Raw genomic sequence first — 18,451 nt, forward strand, 5'->3', positions numbered from 1 at the left:
CCATCCAGTCGGGGGCGCGTGTGCAGCCGGTCATTTCAGTTCAGGATCTATCCAAACGGTACGCATCGGGGTTCCAGGCGCTCAAGAGCGTGAACCTGGACATCCAGCGCGGTGAGATTTTCGCGCTGCTGGGTCCCAACGGCGCGGGCAAGACGACGCTGATCAGCATCATCTGCGGCATCGTCAATCCCACCGCCGGCCGCGTGCTGGCCGACGGCCACGACATACTCACGGAGTTCCGCGCGGCCCGCGCCAAGATCGGCCTGGTGCCGCAGGAAATCTCCACCGACGCCTTCGAGAGCGTCTGGAATACCGTCAACTTCAGCCGCGGCCTGTTCGGCAAGCCGGCTGATCACGCTTACGTCGAGAAAGTGCTGCGCGACCTGTCCCTGTGGGACAAGAAGGACAGCCGCATCATGGCGCTGTCGGGCGGCATGAAGCGCCGCGTCATGATCGCCAAGGCGCTGTCGCACGAACCCGCCATCCTGTTCCTGGACGAGCCTACCGCCGGCGTGGACGTCGAATTGCGGCGCGGCATGTGGGAAATGGTGCGGCGGCTGCGCGAAAGCGGCGTCACCATCATCCTCACCACCCATTACATCGAGGAAGCCCAGGAAATGGCCGACCGCGTCGGCGTGATCCGCAAGGGCGAGATCATCCTGGTCGAAGAGAAGCACGCGCTGATGGCCAAGCTGGGCAAGCGCCAGCTGGCGCTGACCCTGAAGGCGCCGCTGCCCGGCATCCCCACGGCGCTGGACGCCTTCCAGCTGGAACTCTCCGACAACGGCCACAAGCTGGTCTACACCTACGACAACCAGGGCGGCGGGGAAATCTCCCGGCTGCTGCATGAGCTCTCGCGGCTGGAGATTGAATTCACCGACCTGAATTCGTCGGAAAGCTCGCTCGAGGATATCTTTGTCAGCCTGGTGCACGGTCAATCATGAACTTCTACGCCATCCGCGCTATCTACCTGTTTGAAATGGCCCGCGCGTGGCGCACGCTGATGCAAAGCGTGCTGTCGCCCGTGATCTCCACCTCGCTGTACTTCGTGGTGTTCGGTTCCGCCATCGGCTCGCACATGGTCGAGATCGACGGCGTGAGCTACGGCGCCTTCATCGTGCCCGGCATGATCATGCTGTCGTTGCTGACGCAAAGCATCGCCAACGCGTCCTTCGGCATCTACATGCCGAGGTTCTCGGGCACCATCTACGAGATCCACTCGGCGCCCATCTCCTACGTGGAGATCGTCATGGGTTATGTGGGCGCCGCCGCCAGCAAGTCCATCATCCTGGGGCTGATCATGCTGGCCACGGCGCGCCTGTTCGTATCGTTCGAGGTCGCGCATCCGTTCTGGATGCTGGGCTTCCTGGTGCTGACGGCCGTGACCTTCAGCCTGTTCGGCTTCATCATCGGCATCTGGGCCGACGGCTTCGAGAAGTTGCAGATCATCCCGCTGATGATCATCACGCCGCTGACGTTCCTGGGCGGCACCTTCTATTCCATCAAGATGCTGCCGCCGTTCTGGCAGACCGCCACCTTGTTCAACCCGGTGGTCTACCTGGTCAGCGGATTCCGCTGGGCCTTCTACGGCGTGGCCGACGTCAGCGTCGAAGTCAGCGTGGGCATGACGCTGGTGTTCCTGCTGGCCTGCCTGGTGGGCGTGCGCTGGATCTTCAAGACCGGCTACCGGCTGAAGACCTAGCGCCAGCCAGCGCAGGCAGGCCGTGGACGAGGGCGTCTCAGGATTGCGCCATCGGCGCGCGGCGGGCCATGCCGCCGTGCGCGTCGAGCAGCCGCTCGCGCCAGGCGTGGATGGGATCGTCCCCGGCCAGCAGTTCCAGCGTGCTGGTGCAGCGCGCCCACATGAACATGCCGAACACCGCATAGTCGGCATAGGCCGGCTGCTCGCCAGCCAGGTAGGGCTGCTTGCCCAGCATCTGCCGCAAGGGCAGCAGCGCGGAACGCAATGCGGCAACCTGATCGTCATAGCCCGAGGGCAGGTCTTCCAGCCTGCCGAAGCGCTTTTCCCTCGTGGCGCGGAAATAGTCCCGGTCTTTTTCGTGGATCAGGCCGTGGATGCTGGGCAGCAGCAGCCGCGCCAGCGTGGGCACCAGGGTGGTGTCCGACCATGAATTCACGAACAGGCTCAGCGCGCGGCCGCTGGCGCCGCCGAACAAGGAGGGCCGCTCGGGAAAAGTGTCTTCCAGGTAGCAGGCGATCTGCCAGGAATCACTGACGACATGGTCGTCGTGCACCAGCACCGGCACCAGCTTCTGGCCGGAAAAGTCTATGGCTTCCTTTTCGGTGAAGCGCCAGGGCACGGTCGTGGCGGTCAGGCCCTTGTGGGCCAGGGCCATGTGGGTCTTCCAGCAATGCGGGCTGAAGCGCAGCGAGGCGTCGGCGCCCGCCAGGTCATAGAGAGTGAGATCCGGGGTCAAGATACTGCGCTCCTTCTGCGTGTCGGTGAGGGAAACCGGAAACAGGATAACCGGTTGCGCAAGCCGCACGGCCCAGGCTTCCCTGGCGCGCTACCTGTCGGCGTCGGGCCGGATCAGCGTGCGGCCCAGCAATTGGCCCGGCCAACCATTTACGTCGAAGGTCGAAATCCGTTCGTAGCCGCAGGATTCGTAAAAGCGCGCCAGGGCGCCGTTGCCGCCGCCATAGCAGTCCACGCGCAGGCGCTCCACGCTCGCGGCGCGCGCCTGGTCATCGGCAAAGGCCAGCAAGCGCCGGCCGAGGCCGCGCGCGCGCTCGTCGCGCGAGGCGACCAGCAGTCTCACGTAGATTTCCGGCTCGGTCGCCGCAGGCACATAAGGCATGGATGAGCCCAACACCAGAGCGCCGTGGATGGCGCCTCCCGGTTCCTCGGCGACCCAGGCGCCGGGCAGCGCGCAGGCTTCGGTCACGCCCGCGATGCGCTTGGGCAGGGTGGACCAGGGCTCGCTGCCCCATTGCCCCTCGTTGCCCATGCTCACGAACCAGGCGATCACGTCGTCGAAGATCCGCAATACCGCGGGGGCATCTTCCACGCATGCGCGGCGGATCGTCAGCCGGCTTGCTTCTGTTGCCGTCAAGGTCACAACTCCTCCAGGTTTTTATGGCTCGGGGTATTCCGAACAGACCTCATCATAGATGCGCCGCCTGGAGCCTGGGCGCGATCCGCGGTCAGTTCCACACCAGCCTGAGTAGGACGGCGGACAAATAGAGACCGCAGCCGAACACCGCATGCGTCGCCAAGCTGCGCAGGCGGTTCTTCCAGGGTGTGGGCGTGCGCGACGCGGCGATTCCCGCGCCCATGGCGGGCTGCATGACGAAAAAAGGCATGGCGACGGTCACCACGCCCACGGCCAGGGCGGGCAGCCATGTGGGATCGCGCAGCCATGCCGCGCCCTGGATGCCGACCAGCAGCGCGGCGAACGCCAAGCCGACGGCGTAGTGGATCGTCCAGCCCAGCGGCGACTCGCCCGTTATGGGCTCGGCCCGGCCGATGTTGGCGTGTGCGATTTTGCCCCGGCACAGGTGGCCGGCCCATCGGCCAACCAGCGCGTAGCCCAGCGTGGGCATGCCCAACGCTTTTTGGATCATGCCCCACAGGTCCATCACGACGGTCGCGCCGATTCCGACCAAGACCACTTTTGCCGCCACTTCCATCGATCCCATGTCCTGTCCTTTCATTGATGAGCGCATCGTTTGCAGGCATCATAGAAGTTAAAGTCAACTTCAAGTCAAGGAGGGCGCCATGGATATTTCGGAAGTCGCCCGGCGCACGGGCCTGCCGGCCTCCACGCTGCGGTTCTATGAAAACAGGGGCTTGATCACGGCAGTCAGCGCCGCTGGCGAGCGCCGGAGGTTTGCGCCCGGCGTGCTGGATCAACTGGCACTGATCGCGCTGGGGCAGGCAGGCGGCCTGTCGCTGGACGAGATCCAGGCCATGCTCTCGCCCGAGGGGGCGCTGCGGGTGGACAGGCAGTTGCTGCTGGACAAGGCCGACGGCATAGACGCGACCATCAAGCGCCTGCGGGCGATGAGCCAGGGCTTGCGCCATGCCGCGGTATGTCCCGCCGCCAACCATGCGCAATGCCCGACTTTCCAGCGCTTGCTGAAGGCGGCTGCGGGCAGGGTGAAGCAAGGCAGAACGGCGACGGCCGTCGCGAAGCAAAAAAACGCCATCCGCCCTTAACGGGAGGATGGCGCCAACTAGCTCTCGGGGAGCCTTACTTCGCGGCGGGGGCGCCCTTGCCCATGCTCATCAAACGTTGCTTGAGCTGGGGGTCCTGCTGTATGGCCTGGCCGATGCCGTTGAATTCGTCGACGCTCAGGCCGTCGGCCTGCACCAGCTTGACCATCTTGGCGTCGGCTTCCTCGACGACCTTCTGCTTGGCGGCATCCGTCTTGGCGGCGTCGACCTTGGGGCGGTACTCGTCGACGACGCCGGAAATCTTCTGCGATGCCGAAGCGAAACGCTGCAATTGCTGGTCGGTCGGCTGGATCGCGGGCGCGGGCGCCATGCGCGGTTGGGCCTGGGTCTGGCCTTGCGCCTGGCTGGCCTGTTGCGCGAGGGCGGGAGCACCGGACAGCGCCGTCGCCAGCACGGCGGCGGACAGGAATGCATAAGTGGAACGCTGCATGAAACCTCCTTGTTCCGGTTGAATGTCGGGCCATGATGACGACACGGCCGGTGCGCGGGCAAGTTTCGCGATGTGTTTTCCTGTGTCGGCAGGACACGGGATGCGCGCGCGCTTCGGGAGGGAGCCCCCCGGGGCGCGCCGGAAACGTTTTGCGCGGTTTCGTAGTCGCTGCTGGCCGCGATGTTTCCTTAGGTTTAAGCGGGACGGGTCCTAGAGCAGCAACATGCTCAGCATCACCAGCGCCAGCAGCAGCACGTAGACTCGTGCGTGCAGGCGGTCCGGGATGCGCGGGATCAGCGGCGCGGCCAGGCGGATGCCGACCAGCGAGCCCAATGCCAGCGCGGCGAAGGCCAGCAGGTCGACGTAGCCCACGATCCAGGGCGCCAAGGGGGCCGCCAGGCCGCCGGCCGCCGCCATGTAGGCGAGTGTTCCCACCACCGCCACCGGCAGCGTCAGCGGATTGGCCATCGCCGCCGCCTTGGCCATGGGCAGGCCGCGGCGGCGCAGCAGTGGCACGGTCATGACGCTGCCGCCTACGCCCAGGAAGGCCGCGACCGCGCCGATGATCACCCCGCCGCCTATCAGGGCGCCACGTTCCAGCGGCCGGGGCCGCTCGTCGCCCTGCGCCATGAAGCCCTGGCGCAGCAGGCAATCCAGGATGGTTACGCCCAGGTAGGCGATGAAGGCGTAGCGCACGAAGTCGCCGCTGGCACGGGTAGCCGCCAGCGCGCCCAGCGCCGCTCCCGCCGCGATGAAGCCGGCCAGGGGCCAGACGTAGGCGCGCAGGATATTGCCGGCGCGCTGATGCTTGCGCGTCGCCGCCAACGAATTCACGATCATGACGCAGGTGGACGTGGCCACCGCGATGTGCATGGCCGCCAGGCCGATGGCGTCTTGCGCGCCGTGCGCGGCGGTCAACACCGCGTACAGCACAGGCACCACGACAAAGCCGCCGCCAAAACCGAACAGCACGGTGGTCACGCCGCTCAAGCAGCCGAACAGGGCCAGAACCAGATAAAGCATGCTGCGTCCTTCCAGGGAAAGCGTCACGATACGGCAGCCGGCCATGGCCCGCTTTCGAGGATGAGACAATAATGTTCGAGTTTCGGCCAATCGACATGCCGCCGCGACGGCGGCTCCCAACGCGATGCGCAATACCCACATCGACCGCTATGACCGCCTGGACCGCGCCGTCGTCGCCATCGGCAACGACTATCCGCCCGGACGGCTGCTGCCCGCCCACGCGCACCGCCGCGCCCAACTGCTTTACGGCGCCACTGGCGTCATGCACGTGGTCACGCGCGACGGCAACTGGGTGGTACCGCCGCAGCGCGCGGTGTGGATCCCGGCGGGCGTGGCGCATCAGGTCCGCATGCTGGGCGTCAGCACGCGCAGCGCCTATATCGAACCCGGAGCGGCGCGCGCGGACCGCGAGGCCTGCGAGGTGATCGAGGTGTCGCCGCTGCTACGCCAGCTGCTGCTGGACGCGGTGGACATGCCGGCGGCCTACGATGAAGCAGGACGCGACGGCGCGCTGGCGTCCTTGCTGCTGCACGAGGTCGAGCGCGCGCCGGTGCTGCCCCTGCACATCCCGCTGCCGCGCGACAGGCGCCTGGCGCCCTTGTGCAAGGCCTTCATCGCCGCGCCGGATGCGCGCGCCGCGCCGCAGGCTTGGGCCGGGCGCCTGCACATGAGTCCGCGCACGTTCAGCCGCCATTTCCGTCAGCAGACGGGCATGGCGTTTTCGGAATGGCGCCAGCGCGCCTGCGTGGTGCTGGCCTTGTCGCGGCTGGCCTCGGGCGACTCGGTGACCGCCATCGCGCTGGATTTTGGCTACCAGAGTCCCGCGGCGTTTTCCACGATGTTCCGGCGGGTGCTGGGCCGCCCGCCCACGGGGTATCTGCGTGAAGGCTGAGGGCGGTTGGTACTATGCCGGCTCTCGTGGCGGCTACTTCTGGCCGCCGGGCTACGCCATTCCATGACCAATACGCATACGCCGCTATCCATCGGCATCGCTGGCGCGGGCAGCGCCGGATTGGCCGCCGCGCTGGCGCTGGCGCAAGCCGGCCATCAGGTGCGCGTCTTCGAAAAGCACCAGGGCTTCACCACGCTGGGCGCGGGACTGCTGCTGCAGCCGCCCGGCGTGCGCGCGCTGGCGGCGCTGGGCGTGGACGTCGCGGCGCTGAACGTGGGCGCGCCGATCGACCGCTTGCTGGGCCTGTCGCATCGCGGCTGGCGGGTCGTGGACATCGACTACGTCGGCGACGGCGCGCGGGCGGTGACGCGGGCAGCGCTGGGCGGCGTGCTGTTCGAGGCCGCGCGGCGCGCGGGCGTCGAGTTCTCGTTCGGCTGTCCGGTCACGACGCTGGCGACCCGCGAGGGCAGGGCGCACGTGACGCATGGCGCGGGCGAGGCCCGGGCCGAGTCCAGTTTCGACGTGTTCGTGGTGGCCGATGGCGCCGCCTCCGCGCTGCGCGAGCAGGTCGGGCTGGCTGCCAGTTCGCGCGTCTATGCCTGGGGCGCGTTGTGGGGCCAGTTCTGGACGCCCGGCTGGAGCGGCGCGACGCAACTGCTGCAGCGGTTTCGCGGCACCCGCGAGATGATGGGCCTGCTGCCCACCGAGATCGGCCCGCAGGGCGTGCGCCTGTCGCTGTTCTGGAGCATCCGGCACGACGCCTTGCCGGCCTGGCGCGCCGCGCCCATCGGCGCTTGGAAGGACCGCATGCTGTCCTTGTGGCCGGAGGCCGCGCCGGTGGTCGATCAGATCTCGCGGCATGAGGACCTGGCTGTGGCCACTTACCGCCACACCTGGCCGCGCGGACTGGCTTCGGGTCCGTATTGCGCCGTGGGCGACGCGGGCCACGCGATGAGCCCGCAGCTGGGCCTGGGAACGACGCTGGCGGTGCTGGATGCGCTGGCGCTGGCGCAGGCCCTGGGGCAGCACGGCGCCGCCGCGGGACCGGCGCGCTATGCCCGCAGCCGGCTGCTGCCTTCGCGCCTGTACCAGACGCTCAGCCGCGCGCTGACGCCTTGTTTTCAGGCCTCGGGGCCGGGGCTGTGGCGCGATCTGCTGTTCGGCGGCGGGCTGCTCGTGCCCGGCGTGAAACCGCTGATGAAGCGCGGCCTGCTGGCCATGCCGCAGCCCAAGGGCCCGGGCCGCGGCTGATCCGCCGCGCGGGCGGCCTTCAGGCCGCGTACCAGAGCACGGCGAAGAAGTGGCACACCGTGCCGGCGAGCACGAACAGATGCCAGATGAAGTGGCTGTAGCGCCAGCGGTTGTCCAGCACGAAGAACACCACGCCGCCGGTGTAGGCCAACCCGCCGGCCACCAGCCACCACAGGCCGCCGGTAGGCACGCGCTCGATCAGCGGATTGACCGCGATGATCACCAGCCAGCCCATCGCCAGGTACAGGCCCGTGGAGATGGCCGGGCGGTTCAGCCGCTTGCTGGCTTTCAGCCCCACGCCCAGCAGGGCCATGCCCCAGACCAGGCCGAACAGGGTCCAGCCCCAGGGCCCGCGCAGGGCGCCCAGGGCGAAGGGCGTGTAGGTGCCCGCGATCAGCAGATAGATGGCGGAATGGTCCAGCACGTTGAAGAGCTGCTTGGCGCGGCTCTTGGGCAGCGCGTGATAGATGGTGGACGCCAGGTACAGCAGGCACATCGTCGCGGCGAAGACGGCGGCCCCCGCAATGAAGGCGGCGTCGCCCTGGCGCACGGCGGCCAGGATCAGGATGGGGGCGGACGCCACGGCGGCCGCGGCGCCGACGCCGTGGCTGATGGAGTTGGCGATTTCCTCGCCCAGGGTCTGGGGTCTGTCGTTGGGGAACATGAATGCGTCTTGGTTGGTTCAGGTGTACACCTTAGGCGCTTTGGCGCGGCGGCTCAAGGCGCCAAGCGGGCTGGCCGCGGCCGACGCGATGTCCGTTTGATCTACTGCAAATCGACCGGCGTGCCGGCGCCCCGAAAGCGCTGCCTGCAAGTTACTCTGTGATACATTCAGCGCGCAAGCAAACGCAGGTTTACTGGCCGAGGCCTAGCAATGGCGCGCAGTTTTACCAATTTGTTTTTCAAGGCCGCGAAGAAGATCGGCAAGCTGCAGCGCGCCGCAATGCGCATGGCCGCGCCCAAGGCTGCCAAGAAGCGTGGCGCGCCCAAGCGCCGGACGGCCAAGCCCGCCGCAGCCTCCGCGTCCCGCAGTGCCGCCGCGCCTTCGCTGGGGACGGGCCGCTGGGAAGCCTCGCGCCAGTTTTCCGACGGCCAGGGCCGCCGCCTTACCTACGCGCGCTACACGCCCGCTGCCGCGCCGCGCGCCGGCATGCCGCTGGTGGTGATGCTGCATGGCTGCAGGCAGACGGCGCTGTCGTTCGCCCGCGGTTCGCGCATGAACCAATGGGCCGACGCGGGCGGCTTCATGGTGTTGTACCCGCAGCAGTCCATGACCCGTCAGATGCAGCGCTGCTGGCGCTGGTTCCAGCCGGACGACGCGCACGGCGGGGCGGAAGCCGACCTGATCGCCGCGCTGATCCGCGCGGAATGCGCCAGGCATGCGCTGGATCCCGAACGCGTCTACATCGCGGGCCTGTCGGCCGGGGCCGGCATGGCCGCGCTGGTGGCCTTGCGCCATCCGCGCCTGATTGCCGCCGTGGCCATGCATTCCGGGCCGGTGGCGGGCGACGCCCACAGCGCCACCGGCGGCATCGGCACGATGCGGCGCGGCGCACTCAAGCCGCTGCTGCCCTTGCTGGAAAAGGTCGCGGATCCGGCGGTCTTCCGGCTCGGCATGCCCGCCATGATTCTGCAGGGACAGCTGGATCCGACGGTGGCGCCGCGCAATGCCAAACAATTGTTCGAACAGTTCCGCGCCGTGAATGATCTGCCGCCCGAAAGCGTGCCGGTCGAGCGCGTGCTGGGCTTGGGCACGGATAAATCCTACCGCCGCGTCGACATGCTGCGAGGCAGCCGCACGGTGCTGCGGCTATGCGAAATCACGCTGCTGGAACATGCCTGGAGCGGCGGCGACGCCTCGGTGCGCTATCACGCGCGTAGCGGGCCGGACGCCTCGGCGCTGATCTGGCGTTTCTTCCAGACGCAGCGCCGCGCGGCCGGCGGGCAGGCGGAATAGGCCAGGGTCCGCCCGCGCGGCGCGCAACAGCCCCGGCAGTAAGATCAACGTATTCCCGGCGCGCCGGCGCGTTCCGCGCCAGTCGTCTCGTCCCTGTCCGGAGTCCCCGCCATGTCACTTTCCATGTACCAGGCCAGCGTGCCTGCCTTCGTCCGCGGCCTGAACGTGCTGGCCGCGCTGCTGCAAAAGGCCGCCGACCACGCCGCCGCCGCCGGCATGGATCCGGCTGAACTCATCAATGCCCGCCTGGCGCCGGACATGTATCCGCTGAGCGGCCAGATCCAGCGCGCCAGCGACGCCTCCAAGTTTGCGGTGCAGCGCCTGTCGCGGGTGGAAGCGCCTAAATTTCCGGACGAGGAAACCACCTTCGAGCAATTGCAGCAGCGCATCGCCGCCACCCTCGCGTATCTGCAGGGCGTGGCGGCGGATCGGCTGGACGGCGCCGAAGGCCGCAAGGTGTCGCTGGCGTTCGGCGACTTCAAGCAGGAATTCCGCGGCGACGACTATCTGCTGACGTTCGCGCTGCCGAACTTCTACTTCCATGTCACGACGGCGTACGCCATCCTGCGTCACGCGGGCGTGAAGATCGGCAAGCTGGATTTCCTGGGGCCGTATCCGCAGCCGGCCGCTTAACCCTGTTTCTTTGAAGGGTCGCCGCAGCCTTCCATCGGACCCATCTTCGCCATGTTCTCCTGAACTTCCTGCGGCGTCAGGTCGAACTTGTGCGTGGCGATGGACCAGCGGTGCCCGCAAGGGTCCACCACCTGGCCGTAGCGGTCGCCCCAGAACATGTCCGCCACGGGCATGGTCACCTGGGCCCCGGCCGCCACCGCCTGTTTCATGGCGGCGTCCACGTCGGCCACGTACAGGTGCAGGGTGACGGGCGTGCCCTTGAGCGCCTTCGGGCCCAGGCTGCCCCATTCTGGGAAGTCGTCCATCAGCATCATGACCGAATCGCCGATGCGTATGGCGGCATGCATGATCTTGCCGTTGGGGCCAGGCAGGCGCGCCAGTTCCTCGGCATTGAAGGCCTTCTTGTAGAAGTCGATGGCCTGCGCCGCGCCTTCGCACACGATGTGCGGGGTGAGCGTGTGCATGCCTTCGGGTATGGGTTTGCTTGCAGGGTTAGCCATGAGGTGTCTCCAGATTGTTCAATAAGGGGCGGGGAGGTTGCGTCGCTGTTTCAGTTGCCGACCAGCGTGGTGAAGCCGCCCCAGCACATGCGCTTGAAGTCGAACACGCCTTCGCAGCAGTTCTCGGCCAGGCGCGGGTCCGACATGACCTTGGCGTTGATCCGGTCGCGGTCCGCCTTGTTGGCGTAGGTGATCCAGGCGAAAACCACCGTTTCGTCCTCGCGCGCGCCGGCCGCGGCGCTGAACGCGGCGAAACCTTCCTTGTCGATCTCTTCGGCCACGCATTCGCGGTAGTCGAGGGCGCCGTGCTCCAGCCACACCGCCTGCGCCTGCTGCGCCATCTTCCGGTAGGTTTCGAGGTTGGCCTTGGGCACGGGCAGCAGGAATCCGTCTACATACTTTTCCATCAGTAACTCCTTTGATCCATGTTGTTCTGTTCCACGCCAGGGCGCCCGCAAGCCGCCTCTGGCGCGGCCCGGATCGTATTCCGGTAAGTATCACTGTATCGGGATCGGCGGCGATTTCAGATAGGCGATTGCGACAATCTTGAGGGTGGATTGCGACAGCCTGCGGGGGTATGCTTTGCAGGATGAAAAACGTCGCCTTCCTACTGCCCCTGGGGGCGAACATCGCCTCGCTGGAAACCGCCAGGCACGGCTTTCTGGTCGCCAACGAGTACCTGGCCGCGCACGGGCGCGAACCCAGGTTCACGGTGCGCACCCTGGCCCTGACCCGCGAAGTCCGCCTGGACCAGGGCCGCATCACGGTGCAGGCCGACATGGTGCTGGCCGATGCCCACGACATCGACATCTGCATCGCGCCGCCGCTGTTGGGTTCGGTGTCCGACGCGGTGCTGTCCAACCGCGAACTGATCGAATGGCTGTCGCGCCATCATCGCGAGGGCGGCGAAGTCGCCAGCCTGTGCATGGGCGCGGCGTTGCTGGCGGCGGGCGGGGTCCTGGACGGTCAGCAGGCGGTGGTCCATTGGGTGGCGCAGAACCTCTACGCCAGCCTGTTTCCCAACGTGCAATGGGTCAGCGACCGCGTGGTCATGGCGGACAACGGCATCTACACGAGCGGCGGCGCGTTCTCCGCCGCGCACCTGGTGCTGCACCTGATCGAAAAATACACCGACCGCGACACTGCCATCTGGTGCGCCAAGTATTTCCAGCTCGACTGGAGCCGCCAGAGCCAGTTGCCGTTCGCGGTGTTCGTGGGACAGAAAGCCCATGCCGACGAGGTCGTGCGCGCGGTGCAGAACTACATCGAAGGCCGCTACACGGAAAAAATCACCGTCGAGGAACTGGCCGGCCGCCATGCCATGGGACGCCGCACGCTGGAGCGGCGCTTTCGCCAGGCCACCGGCAACAGCATCGTCGAGTACGTGCAGCGGGTGCGCGTGGAAGCCGCCAAGAAGCGCCTGGAAACCTCGCGCAAGAGCGTGGCCGAAGTCATGTACGAAGTCGGCTACAACGACACCAAGGCCTTCCGCGACATCTTCAGCAAGTATTGCGGCATGTCGCCAGTGGGCTATCGGGAACGCTACCACTTCCAGTAGCAGCTTCAGCCCTGGTGCCGGTACACCCGCGTATCGCGCATCACGAAGCCCGAGGATTCGTACAGGTGGTGCGCGGACAGCCGGCTCGGGTTGGAGGTCAGGTCCAGCGTCTTGGCCTTGAGTTCGCGGCTCTTGACGATGGCCGCGTGCGTCAGCGCCATGCCCACTTTCAGGCCGCGAGCCTGTTCGTCCACCACCACGTCCTCGATCCACGCCCGCATGCCCGTGGGGATGCGGAAGTGCACCAGCGTCAGCGTGCCGACGATGCGCCTGTCGCTGCCCAGGGTGGCGATGAACAGGTGGTTGCAGGGCGAGCGGATGATTTCATCCAGCGCCTCGCGCGTCAGCGGCGGGGCGGTCCTGGACAGTTGCGGCAAGAGGCGCGCGAACGCCGCGACCAGCGCGTCGCTGGCCTGGGTCGCCAGCGCGACTTCCACGTCGTTTCCTGGAGGGGGCATCATGGTCTCCCGGGTGGCTTACCTGAGTGTTGTAGCCGACACCCTGTCTGGATACCAAGCGGTGAATTTCATCGCTCCGGCCAGCGCCGCCACCGTCACGGCGATCGCGATGGCCTGCGGCAGCTGCGGCCTGTACAGCAGTAGCGCGTCCGCCGCCACCATGGTCGCGAAGGCCAGCGCCCAGGCCACGGCGACGGCATAGTTCATGCGGGCGTAGCGGCGGTTCTTCCAGACGTATTCAGGTTCCTTTTCCCGCGCATATTCCAGCGCGAACGGCCGGCGCAGTGCCAGGGTCAGCAACACCAGGGCGAGTATGCCGGCGTCGACCCGCAGGCGCGCCTGGGCGATCGTCCAGGAATCCCCGTCCGCCATCGGGGCATACAGGGTCAGTCCCGTGAACAGCAGCAGCGTGCCGGTCTCCAGGATCTTGATGCGCCGCTCGGGGCTGAGCCAGTCGCGCAGCACCAGCCCGGCGGATACAAAGGTGCCGGCTGCAAGTCCTTCCAGCACGCCGACGGTCCTTTCAATGATGACAAACACGATGAACGGCGCGAACGCCAGCAGGATATTCATCTTGGTTCCCCGACCTCGAGCGCGCGCCCCTGCGCGTTGTCAGCGTCGCCTTGAGAATCAAGACGCGATCTTGTCTATTTACGCCTGTCCGCCAGGGTGCGGGATATGGCGCCGTTCGCCTATCGGCAAGGTGGCGGTGCGCGTATGGACCATATTCTTGGCGACGAGCCGCAGCCTCGTCCGTCCGGCCGGCGCCGGCTGGCGTGAGGGATTAGTGCAATGGTTGGCGTGCGGTGCGTGGGATATACGGCCTTCGGCTTGTTTTCCGCCGCGAAGACGCAGGCATTGATCCGCCTGCGGGCGTCGGCTAAGGTCATGGGCTGATTACAACCCCGCTGCCGAGGAAACCATGACATCAGCCCTTCCGTCCACGACCCTGAGCGTGGATCCCGCCTGGATCGACGAGTACGGCCACATGAATGCGGCCCATTACGTGGGCATATTCGACCGCGTCGGCTTCCAGCTGCTGCGCGAGGTCGGGGTGGGGCTGGATTACACCGAAGCCACGCGCTGCGGCATCTACACGATGAATGTGCACGTGGCCTATCTGCGCGAAGTGCTGGCGGGCGATCCGCTGGCGCTGCGCATCCGCCTGCTGGAAGCGGACGACAAGCGCCTGCTGTGCCTAATGGAGCTGATGCAGACCCGCGACGGCTATGTCGCGGCCACGATGGAGCAGCTGTCGCTGCACGTGGACCTGGAAACGCGGCGCGCCAAGCCGTTTCCGCCGGAGTTGGCGCAGCGGCTGGCGCGCACTGTCGCGGAGCACGCGGCCCAGCCGCTGCCGGCGGGCTATCGGCGGCTCTTGCCGCTGAAGCCGCCGCGTTGAGCCATTCCGGCTGACCAGCCCGGCCGCTCAGCGAGCGACCGCGATCGGCCGGTCGCCGGAGATCGTGGTGCGGTGCATCTCGCGGTCGAAGCCGTCGTAGTCGTTCATGGCCAGGTGCTGGGTGCAGCGGTTGTCCCACAGCGCCAGCGAACCCGGCTCCCAGCGGAAGCGGCAGGTGAACTCCGGCCGCGCCGCGTGGCGGTACAGGAACTGCAGCAGGGGCTCGCTTTCTTCCTGGGTCATGCCGTCAAAGCGCAGCGTATAGGTGCTGTTCACATACAGCGCTTTCTTGCCGGTCGCCGGGTGCACGCGCACCACGGGATGGATCACCTCGCTCGTGGCGCGGCCGTCGGTGCGCACGTCCATCTTGTGCGCCGGATCGCCGTTGTTCACCACCGCGCCGCCCGCGCCATAGGAGCGCACCGCGCTGTGCACCGCGCCCAGTCCGTCCAGGATCTGCTTGAGCCGGTCCGACAGCCCGTCATAGGCCCGGTACATATTGGCCCACATGGTGTCGCCGCCATAGGGCGGAATGACGCGGCCGTACAGCGCCGAGCCCAGCGGCGGCTCCTCGGCGTAGCTCATGTCCGTGTGCCACAGGCCGCCGAACAGGCGCCGGGTGGTTTCCGCACGGCCCTTCATCACGGGCAGGATGGTGGGGTGTCCTTCCAGCGCCCGCACGAACGGCACTTCCAGCAGTTCGCCGAAGCGCGAGCTGAAATCGATGTGCTGTTGCGGCGTCAGTTGCTGGTCGCGGAAGAAAACCACCAGATGCTCGTGCAACGCGTTGCGCACGTCGTCGAACTGATCGTCCGACAGCGGCCGCGACAGGTCGATGCCGCGGATTTCGGCGCCCAGCGCGCCGGCGATCGGCTGGGTTTCCAGATGGCGATACGTGGTCATGCTTGTCTCCTTGCCTATTGAAGCTTGATCTGCGCCTTGCTGACGAGCGCGCCCCATTTGTCGGTTTCCGCCGCTATGTAGCGGCCGAAGTCGGCCGGCCCTTCGGCTGAAATGATGCCGCCCATGGCGCCTATCTGCTCGCGCACGTCGGGCATGGCCAGCACCGCCAGCAGCTCTTTGTTCAGGCGTTCGATGATGGGTTTGGGCGTGGCCGCGGGGGCCAGCACGCCGAACCATCCGGCGATCTCGTAGCCCGGCAGGCCGGCCTCGGCCATCGTCGGCACGTCGGGCAGCTGCGGCGAACGCGCCGTGCTGGTGATCGCCAGCGCCCGCAGCTTGCCGGCCTTCACCAGTTGCAGCGCGGAGGGCATGTTGTCGAACATCATGGGCACGTGGCCCGCCACCGTGTCGTTCAGGCCCGGCGCGCTGCCGCGGTAGGGCACGTGGGTCAGGCGCACGCCCGCCGACGCGGCGAACAGTTCGCCCGCCAGGTGCAGCGAGGTGCCCGCGCCGGGCGTGGCGTAGTCCAGCGGCGCTTTCGACTTTTTCGCGTAGGCGATCAGCTCCTGCACCGAGCGCACCGGCAGCGAGGGATTGACCACCAGCAGGTTGGGCACGCTCATCAGCATCGTGACGGGCGCCAGGTCCCGCTGCGGCTTGTAGGGCAGGTCCGGGTAGAGGGCGGGGTTGATCGAAATGGGGCCGATATTGCCCATTACGATGGTGTAGCCGTCGGCCGGCTGCTTGACCGCGAAATCGGTGCCTATGTTGCCGCCGGCGCCAGCCTTGTTTTCGACGATGACGGGCTGGCCCAGCCGCTCGCCGAGCTTGTGGCTGACCAACCGGGCCAGCATGTCGGTCGATCCGCCCGGCGGGTACGGCACGATCCATTTGACCGGCTGAGAGGGCCAGCTTGCTTGCGCTGCGGCGGATCCCGTACAGAACACGAGACCCGCCGCCAAGGCGAGTGCGATGCGTTTCATAGATATGTCTCCTTCCCGGGCTCGCCGGTCTTGCCGGGAGCGTCGTTTATGTGTATTGTTCACCTAGTGATCAATACGTTTATCAGGTGAACGATTGAAGAATAATAGATCGATTCAGCGGTGTCTATCCATCATGCGGGCCTTCCGCGGCAACGGCCGGCCGACGCTGGCCGAGCTGGCGCGCGCGGTCGACCTGCCGCATGCGACCGTGCTGCGGTTTTTGCAGACGCTGGAAGAAGAGGGCTACACCGCGCGCGAAGACAGCCGCTGGCGGCTCACGCCGCAGGTCTTCGAACTGGGGTTCGCCGCCATGGAAAGCCTGGGCGTGACGGATGCCGTGCAGGAGATCCTGCAGAACCTGGCCGACGCCTATTCGGGCACGTCGAACCTGGGCGAGGCCAACCCCGAGGGCGTGATCATCATCGGCCGCGCCATGGCGCCGGCCGAACGCCGCCGCCTGGTGGTGATGAACTTGCGGGTGGGCAGCGTGCTGCCGCCGGCCAGCGCGCTGGCCGGCGGCTTGCGCCTGGCGCCGGGGCAGTGGACCCGGTTCGACTATCCGGACAGCAACCAGGTGTCGGTAGCCGTGCCCGTGCCGCAGGCCGGTTCGCGCCTGTTGTCGGTGGGGATATCGGTGGCTACCCCGGAAGTGGAAGGGAACCGGCTGGAGGCCGACATGGTGCCCGCCTTGCAGCAGGCGGCGCAGACCATAGCCGGGGTGATCCGGGTCGGCGTGGTGTGAGCGCGGTGGCCCGGATCAGCCCTGGGCTGGTTGCGGCAGTTTCGCGATCACCTTGATCTCGAAGTCGAAGCCGTAAAGCCAGGTCACGCCCACCGCGGTCAGCGTCGGATGCGGCGCCTCGCCCCAGTACTCCGGCACGACCTGCCAGATGGTCTGGAACTTGGACGCCGGATCGACCATGAACACCGTCACGTCGACCACGTCGTCGAAGCTGCAGCCGGCCGCCGCCAGTACGGCTTGCAGATTGCGGAACGCAAGCCGGACTTGTGCCTGCAGGTCCGGTTCGGGCGTGCCGTCTTCGCGGCTGCCCACCTGTCCCGAGACGAACAGGAAGCCGTTGGAGCGGATCGCGGGGGAATAGCGGTTGCGTTCATACAGGGCTTGGCGCCCGGGCGGAAAAACGACGTCGCGTTGGGTCATGGCTATCTCCATCTCTGGGCCGCTTGCGGCCCGGCGTTAACGATGCAGGGACTGTAGGCGGCCCGGCCGCCGCGATAAACGGGCAAGTCCGTCCATCACTGTTTGTAAAATCCAAATAATCTGGAAGAGCGGGAGCAGAGATGGACCGTTTCGACGCGATGCAGGCTTTCGCCCGCGTGGTGGAAACCGGCAGCTTCACCAAGGCGGCCGAAACCCTGCACATGAGCAAGACCAGCGTGACACAACTGGTGCAGCAGCTCGAGGCGCGGTTGCGCGTCAAGCTGCTGAACCGCACCACACGCAAGGTCAACGTGACGGCCGACGGCGCCGCCTACTATGAGCGCGTGCTGCGGCTGCTGGCGGATATGGACGATGCCGAGACCAGCCTGTCCGGCGCCTCGGCGGTGCCACGGGGGCGTTTGCGGGTGGACGTGCCCAGCCCGCTGGCGCGCATGATCCTGGTGCCGGCATTGCCGGCGTTCCATGCGCAATACCCGGACATCCAGCTGGACATGGGCGTGAGCGACCGGATCGTCGATCTGATCGGCGAGAACGTCGATTGCGTGGTGCGCGGCGGCGAACTTACCGATCAGTCGCTGATGGCGCGGCGCGTGGGCGACCTGCGGCTGGGCGTCTATGCGGCGCCTGAGTACCTGAAGCGCGCTGGCGCGCCTGTCCACCCGCGCGAACTCGAGGATACGCACCACCGCATCGTGGGTTTCCTGTGGGCGCGCAGCGGCAAGGCTCTGCCGTACGCCATGCGCCGCGGCGGCGAAAGCCTCAAGGTGCAGGGGCGTTACGTGCTGGCGGTCGACGACGGCAACGCCTATCTGGCTGCCGGCCTGGCCGGGCTGGGCGTGCTCTGGCTGCCCGACTACATGTCCCGCGCCCACGTCGACAGCGGCGAGCTGGTGCCGCTGTTCGAGGATTGGCGCCTGGATTCCATGCCCATGTACGTGGCATTTCCGCCCAACCGGCACGTAAGCGCCAAGCTGCGCGTGTTCATCGATTGGGTCGCCGGGCTGCTGGGACAGTACACGCCGGAACCGCCGCGCGCCTGAGACTGGCGCGCGGCGCGGGACAGGGCCGGCGGGCCCGCTC

General features: G+C 67.1%; 24 protein-coding genes. 11 read left to right on the plus strand and 13 right to left on the minus strand.

What is annotated here, in order from left to right:
* Positions 1 to 20 precede the first annotated feature (20 nt).
* Together FOC84_RS24130 and FOC84_RS24135 are read left to right on the plus strand one after the other, a co-directional pair.
* Positions 21 to 944: an ABC transporter ATP-binding protein gene (locus FOC84_RS24130; RefSeq protein WP_173146695.1), complete on the plus strand. Its 924-nt coding sequence runs from the start codon at positions 21 to 23 to the stop codon at positions 942 to 944.
* Positions 941 to 1,702: an ABC transporter permease gene (locus tag FOC84_RS24135; RefSeq protein WP_173146697.1), complete on the plus strand. Its 762-nt coding sequence runs from the start codon at positions 941 to 943 to the stop codon at positions 1,700 to 1,702. The genes FOC84_RS24130 and FOC84_RS24135 overlap by 4 nt, the downstream gene beginning before the upstream one ends.
* Before the next feature lie 37 nt (positions 1,703 to 1,739).
* Here the strand turns inward: FOC84_RS24135 and FOC84_RS24140 are convergent, their stop codons facing one another.
* The 3 genes from FOC84_RS24140 to FOC84_RS24150 all read right to left on the minus strand — a co-directional run bounded on the left by FOC84_RS24140 (position 1,740) and on the right by FOC84_RS24150 (position 3,660).
* A complete protein-coding gene (locus FOC84_RS24140; protein WP_173146699.1) occupies positions 1,740 to 2,438 on the minus strand; it encodes a glutathione S-transferase family protein in 699 nt (232 codons plus the stop codon).
* A gap of 90 nt (positions 2,439 to 2,528) precedes the next feature.
* Positions 2,529 to 3,074 carry a GNAT family N-acetyltransferase gene (locus FOC84_RS24145; protein ID WP_173146701.1) on the minus strand — a complete coding sequence of 182 codons (546 nt, stop codon included), beginning with the start codon at positions 3,072 to 3,074 and terminating at the stop codon, positions 2,529 to 2,531.
* Positions 3,075 to 3,165: 91 nt separating this feature from the next.
* Positions 3,166 to 3,660, minus strand: coding sequence for a DUF2938 domain-containing protein (locus FOC84_RS24150; protein WP_173146703.1), 495 nt, complete (start codon positions 3,658 to 3,660; stop codon positions 3,166 to 3,168).
* Positions 3,661 to 3,739: 79 nt separating this feature from the next.
* Here FOC84_RS24150 and FOC84_RS24155 point away from each other — a divergent pair, with 79 nt between their 5' ends.
* Complete coding sequence (locus FOC84_RS24155) at positions 3,740 to 4,180, plus strand: helix-turn-helix domain-containing protein (protein WP_173146705.1); 441 nt, start codon at positions 3,740 to 3,742, stop codon at positions 4,178 to 4,180.
* A gap of 34 nt (positions 4,181 to 4,214) precedes the next feature.
* On the opposite strand, the gene FOC84_RS24160 is transcribed toward FOC84_RS24155, so the two are convergent.
* Both FOC84_RS24160 and FOC84_RS24165 read right to left on the minus strand, forming a co-directional pair.
* On the minus strand, positions 4,215 to 4,628 hold the full coding sequence (locus FOC84_RS24160) for a DUF4168 domain-containing protein (protein WP_173146707.1): 414 nt from the start codon (positions 4,626 to 4,628) through the stop codon (positions 4,215 to 4,217).
* Between the two features lie 210 nt (positions 4,629 to 4,838).
* Positions 4,839 to 5,651 carry a sulfite exporter TauE/SafE family protein gene (locus FOC84_RS24165; protein ID WP_173146709.1) on the minus strand — a complete coding sequence of 271 codons (813 nt, stop codon included), beginning with the start codon at positions 5,649 to 5,651 and terminating at the stop codon, positions 4,839 to 4,841.
* Positions 5,652 to 5,775: 124 nt separating this feature from the next.
* Here FOC84_RS24165 and FOC84_RS24170 point away from each other — a divergent pair, with 124 nt between their 5' ends.
* Both FOC84_RS24170 and FOC84_RS24175 read left to right on the plus strand, forming a co-directional pair.
* Positions 5,776 to 6,543 carry an AraC family transcriptional regulator gene (locus FOC84_RS24170; protein WP_173146711.1) on the plus strand — a complete coding sequence of 256 codons (768 nt, stop codon included), beginning with the start codon at positions 5,776 to 5,778 and terminating at the stop codon, positions 6,541 to 6,543.
* A 63-nt stretch (positions 6,544 to 6,606) separates the two neighbouring features.
* Positions 6,607 to 7,794 carry an FAD-dependent oxidoreductase gene (locus tag FOC84_RS24175; protein WP_173146713.1) on the plus strand — a complete coding sequence of 396 codons (1,188 nt, stop codon included), beginning with the start codon at positions 6,607 to 6,609 and terminating at the stop codon, positions 7,792 to 7,794.
* Positions 7,795 to 7,813: 19 nt separating this feature from the next.
* Here the strand turns inward: FOC84_RS24175 and trhA are convergent, their stop codons facing one another.
* The gene (trhA, locus tag FOC84_RS24180; protein ID WP_173146715.1) at positions 7,814 to 8,458 is read right to left on the minus strand and encodes a PAQR family membrane homeostasis protein TrhA; all 645 of its coding nucleotides are present in this window, start codon (positions 8,456 to 8,458) and stop codon (positions 7,814 to 7,816) included.
* A gap of 210 nt (positions 8,459 to 8,668) precedes the next feature.
* Between trhA and FOC84_RS24185 the strand changes: the two genes are divergently transcribed.
* Both FOC84_RS24185 and FOC84_RS24190 read left to right on the plus strand, forming a co-directional pair.
* Positions 8,669 to 9,751 carry an extracellular catalytic domain type 1 short-chain-length polyhydroxyalkanoate depolymerase gene (locus FOC84_RS24185; protein ID WP_173146717.1) on the plus strand — a complete coding sequence of 361 codons (1,083 nt, stop codon included), beginning with the start codon at positions 8,669 to 8,671 and terminating at the stop codon, positions 9,749 to 9,751.
* A gap of 111 nt (positions 9,752 to 9,862) precedes the next feature.
* Positions 9,863 to 10,384, plus strand: coding sequence for a DUF1993 domain-containing protein (locus tag FOC84_RS24190; protein WP_173146719.1), 522 nt, complete (start codon positions 9,863 to 9,865; stop codon positions 10,382 to 10,384).
* On the opposite strand, the gene FOC84_RS24195 is transcribed toward FOC84_RS24190, so the two are convergent.
* A complete protein-coding gene (locus FOC84_RS24195) occupies positions 10,381 to 10,884 on the minus strand; it encodes a VOC family protein (RefSeq protein WP_088141552.1) in 504 nt (167 codons plus the stop codon). The two genes, FOC84_RS24190 and FOC84_RS24195, sit on opposite strands and share 4 nt — an antisense overlap.
* A gap of 50 nt (positions 10,885 to 10,934) precedes the next feature.
* Positions 10,935 to 11,291: a DUF1428 domain-containing protein gene (locus FOC84_RS24200; protein WP_173146721.1), complete on the minus strand. Its 357-nt coding sequence runs from the start codon at positions 11,289 to 11,291 to the stop codon at positions 10,935 to 10,937.
* 170 nt (positions 11,292 to 11,461) lie between these two features.
* On the opposite strand from FOC84_RS24200, the gene FOC84_RS24205 reads away from it, so the two are divergent.
* Positions 11,462 to 12,442 (plus strand): GlxA family transcriptional regulator, encoded by a 981-nt coding sequence (locus tag FOC84_RS24205; RefSeq protein ID WP_173146723.1) that lies wholly within the window; start codon positions 11,462 to 11,464, stop codon positions 12,440 to 12,442.
* A 5-nt stretch (positions 12,443 to 12,447) separates the two neighbouring features.
* Here FOC84_RS24205 and FOC84_RS24210 read toward each other — a convergent pair whose 3' ends face one another.
* A complete protein-coding gene (locus FOC84_RS24210) occupies positions 12,448 to 12,903 on the minus strand; it encodes a GNAT family N-acetyltransferase (RefSeq protein ID WP_254241762.1) in 456 nt (151 codons plus the stop codon).
* A 15-nt stretch (positions 12,904 to 12,918) separates the two neighbouring features.
* Entirely contained in the window at positions 12,919 to 13,473 is a 555-nt protein-coding gene (locus FOC84_RS24215; protein WP_173146725.1) for a hypothetical protein, read from the minus strand.
* A gap of 349 nt (positions 13,474 to 13,822) precedes the next feature.
* On the opposite strand from FOC84_RS24215, the gene FOC84_RS24220 reads away from it, so the two are divergent.
* The gene (locus FOC84_RS24220; RefSeq protein ID WP_041654058.1) at positions 13,823 to 14,302 is read left to right on the plus strand and encodes a thioesterase family protein; all 480 of its coding nucleotides are present in this window, start codon (positions 13,823 to 13,825) and stop codon (positions 14,300 to 14,302) included.
* A 27-nt stretch (positions 14,303 to 14,329) separates the two neighbouring features.
* Here the strand turns inward: FOC84_RS24220 and FOC84_RS24225 are convergent, their stop codons facing one another.
* Both FOC84_RS24225 and FOC84_RS24230 read right to left on the minus strand, forming a co-directional pair.
* A complete protein-coding gene (locus tag FOC84_RS24225; protein ID WP_173146727.1) occupies positions 14,330 to 15,205 on the minus strand; it encodes a TauD/TfdA dioxygenase family protein in 876 nt (291 codons plus the stop codon).
* Positions 15,206 to 15,219: 14 nt separating this feature from the next.
* Entirely contained in the window at positions 15,220 to 16,188 is a 969-nt protein-coding gene (locus tag FOC84_RS24230; RefSeq protein WP_173146729.1) for a Bug family tripartite tricarboxylate transporter substrate binding protein, read from the minus strand.
* Between the two features lie 133 nt (positions 16,189 to 16,321).
* Here FOC84_RS24230 and FOC84_RS24235 point away from each other — a divergent pair, with 133 nt between their 5' ends.
* Positions 16,322 to 16,930, plus strand: coding sequence for a helix-turn-helix domain-containing protein (locus FOC84_RS24235; protein ID WP_173146731.1), 609 nt, complete (start codon positions 16,322 to 16,324; stop codon positions 16,928 to 16,930).
* A gap of 15 nt (positions 16,931 to 16,945) precedes the next feature.
* Here FOC84_RS24235 and FOC84_RS24240 read toward each other — a convergent pair whose 3' ends face one another.
* Complete coding sequence (locus tag FOC84_RS24240) at positions 16,946 to 17,350, minus strand: RidA family protein (RefSeq protein WP_173146733.1); 405 nt, start codon at positions 17,348 to 17,350, stop codon at positions 16,946 to 16,948.
* Positions 17,351 to 17,490: 140 nt separating this feature from the next.
* Here FOC84_RS24240 and FOC84_RS24245 point away from each other — a divergent pair, with 140 nt between their 5' ends.
* Complete coding sequence (locus tag FOC84_RS24245; protein WP_173146735.1) at positions 17,491 to 18,411, plus strand: LysR family transcriptional regulator; 921 nt, start codon at positions 17,491 to 17,493, stop codon at positions 18,409 to 18,411.
* Positions 18,412 to 18,451 lie beyond the last annotated feature (40 nt).

The sequence above is a fragment of the Achromobacter pestifer genome, from assembly GCF_013267355.1.
GTDB classification, from domain to species: Bacteria; Pseudomonadota; Gammaproteobacteria; order Burkholderiales; family Burkholderiaceae_B; genus Achromobacter; species Achromobacter pestifer_A.

Excerpts from the sequence above, each read along its gene's own strand:
- FOC84_RS24135 (WP_173146697.1), top strand. The coding sequence starts at position 941 with ATGAACTTCTACGCCATCCGCGCTATCTACCTGTTTGAAATGGCCCGC.
- FOC84_RS24150 (WP_173146703.1), bottom strand. The coding sequence starts at position 3,660 with ATGGGATCGATGGAAGTGGCGGCAAAAGTGGTCTTGGTCGGAATCGGC.
- FOC84_RS24155 (WP_173146705.1), top strand. The coding sequence starts at position 3,740 with ATGGATATTTCGGAAGTCGCCCGGCGCACGGGCCTGCCGGCCTCCACG.
- FOC84_RS24160 (WP_173146707.1), bottom strand. The coding sequence starts at position 4,628 with ATGCAGCGTTCCACTTATGCATTCCTGTCCGCCGCCGTGCTGGCGACG.
- FOC84_RS24165 (WP_173146709.1), bottom strand. The coding sequence starts at position 5,651 with ATGCTTTATCTGGTTCTGGCCCTGTTCGGCTGCTTGAGCGGCGTGACC.
- FOC84_RS24170 (WP_173146711.1), top strand. The coding sequence starts at position 5,776 with ATGCGCAATACCCACATCGACCGCTATGACCGCCTGGACCGCGCCGTC.
- FOC84_RS24175 (WP_173146713.1), top strand. The coding sequence starts at position 6,607 with ATGACCAATACGCATACGCCGCTATCCATCGGCATCGCTGGCGCGGGC.
- trhA (WP_173146715.1), bottom strand. The coding sequence starts at position 8,458 with ATGTTCCCCAACGACAGACCCCAGACCCTGGGCGAGGAAATCGCCAAC.
- FOC84_RS24185 (WP_173146717.1), top strand. The coding sequence starts at position 8,669 with ATGGCGCGCAGTTTTACCAATTTGTTTTTCAAGGCCGCGAAGAAGATC.
- FOC84_RS24190 (WP_173146719.1), top strand. The coding sequence starts at position 9,863 with ATGTCACTTTCCATGTACCAGGCCAGCGTGCCTGCCTTCGTCCGCGGC.
- FOC84_RS24195 (WP_088141552.1), bottom strand. The coding sequence starts at position 10,884 with ATGGCTAACCCTGCAAGCAAACCCATACCCGAAGGCATGCACACGCTC.
- FOC84_RS24200 (WP_173146721.1), bottom strand. The coding sequence starts at position 11,291 with ATGGAAAAGTATGTAGACGGATTCCTGCTGCCCGTGCCCAAGGCCAAC.
- FOC84_RS24205 (WP_173146723.1), top strand. The coding sequence starts at position 11,462 with ATGCTTTGCAGGATGAAAAACGTCGCCTTCCTACTGCCCCTGGGGGCG.
- FOC84_RS24210 (WP_254241762.1), bottom strand. The coding sequence starts at position 12,903 with ATGATGCCCCCTCCAGGAAACGACGTGGAAGTCGCGCTGGCGACCCAG.
- FOC84_RS24215 (WP_173146725.1), bottom strand. The coding sequence starts at position 13,473 with ATGAATATCCTGCTGGCGTTCGCGCCGTTCATCGTGTTTGTCATCATT.
- FOC84_RS24220 (WP_041654058.1), top strand. The coding sequence starts at position 13,823 with ATGACATCAGCCCTTCCGTCCACGACCCTGAGCGTGGATCCCGCCTGG.
- FOC84_RS24225 (WP_173146727.1), bottom strand. The coding sequence starts at position 15,205 with ATGACCACGTATCGCCATCTGGAAACCCAGCCGATCGCCGGCGCGCTG.
- FOC84_RS24230 (WP_173146729.1), bottom strand. The coding sequence starts at position 16,188 with ATGAAACGCATCGCACTCGCCTTGGCGGCGGGTCTCGTGTTCTGTACG.
- FOC84_RS24235 (WP_173146731.1), top strand. The coding sequence starts at position 16,322 with ATGCGGGCCTTCCGCGGCAACGGCCGGCCGACGCTGGCCGAGCTGGCG.
- FOC84_RS24240 (WP_173146733.1), bottom strand. The coding sequence starts at position 17,350 with ATGACCCAACGCGACGTCGTTTTTCCGCCCGGGCGCCAAGCCCTGTAT.
- FOC84_RS24245 (WP_173146735.1), top strand. The coding sequence starts at position 17,491 with ATGGACCGTTTCGACGCGATGCAGGCTTTCGCCCGCGTGGTGGAAACC.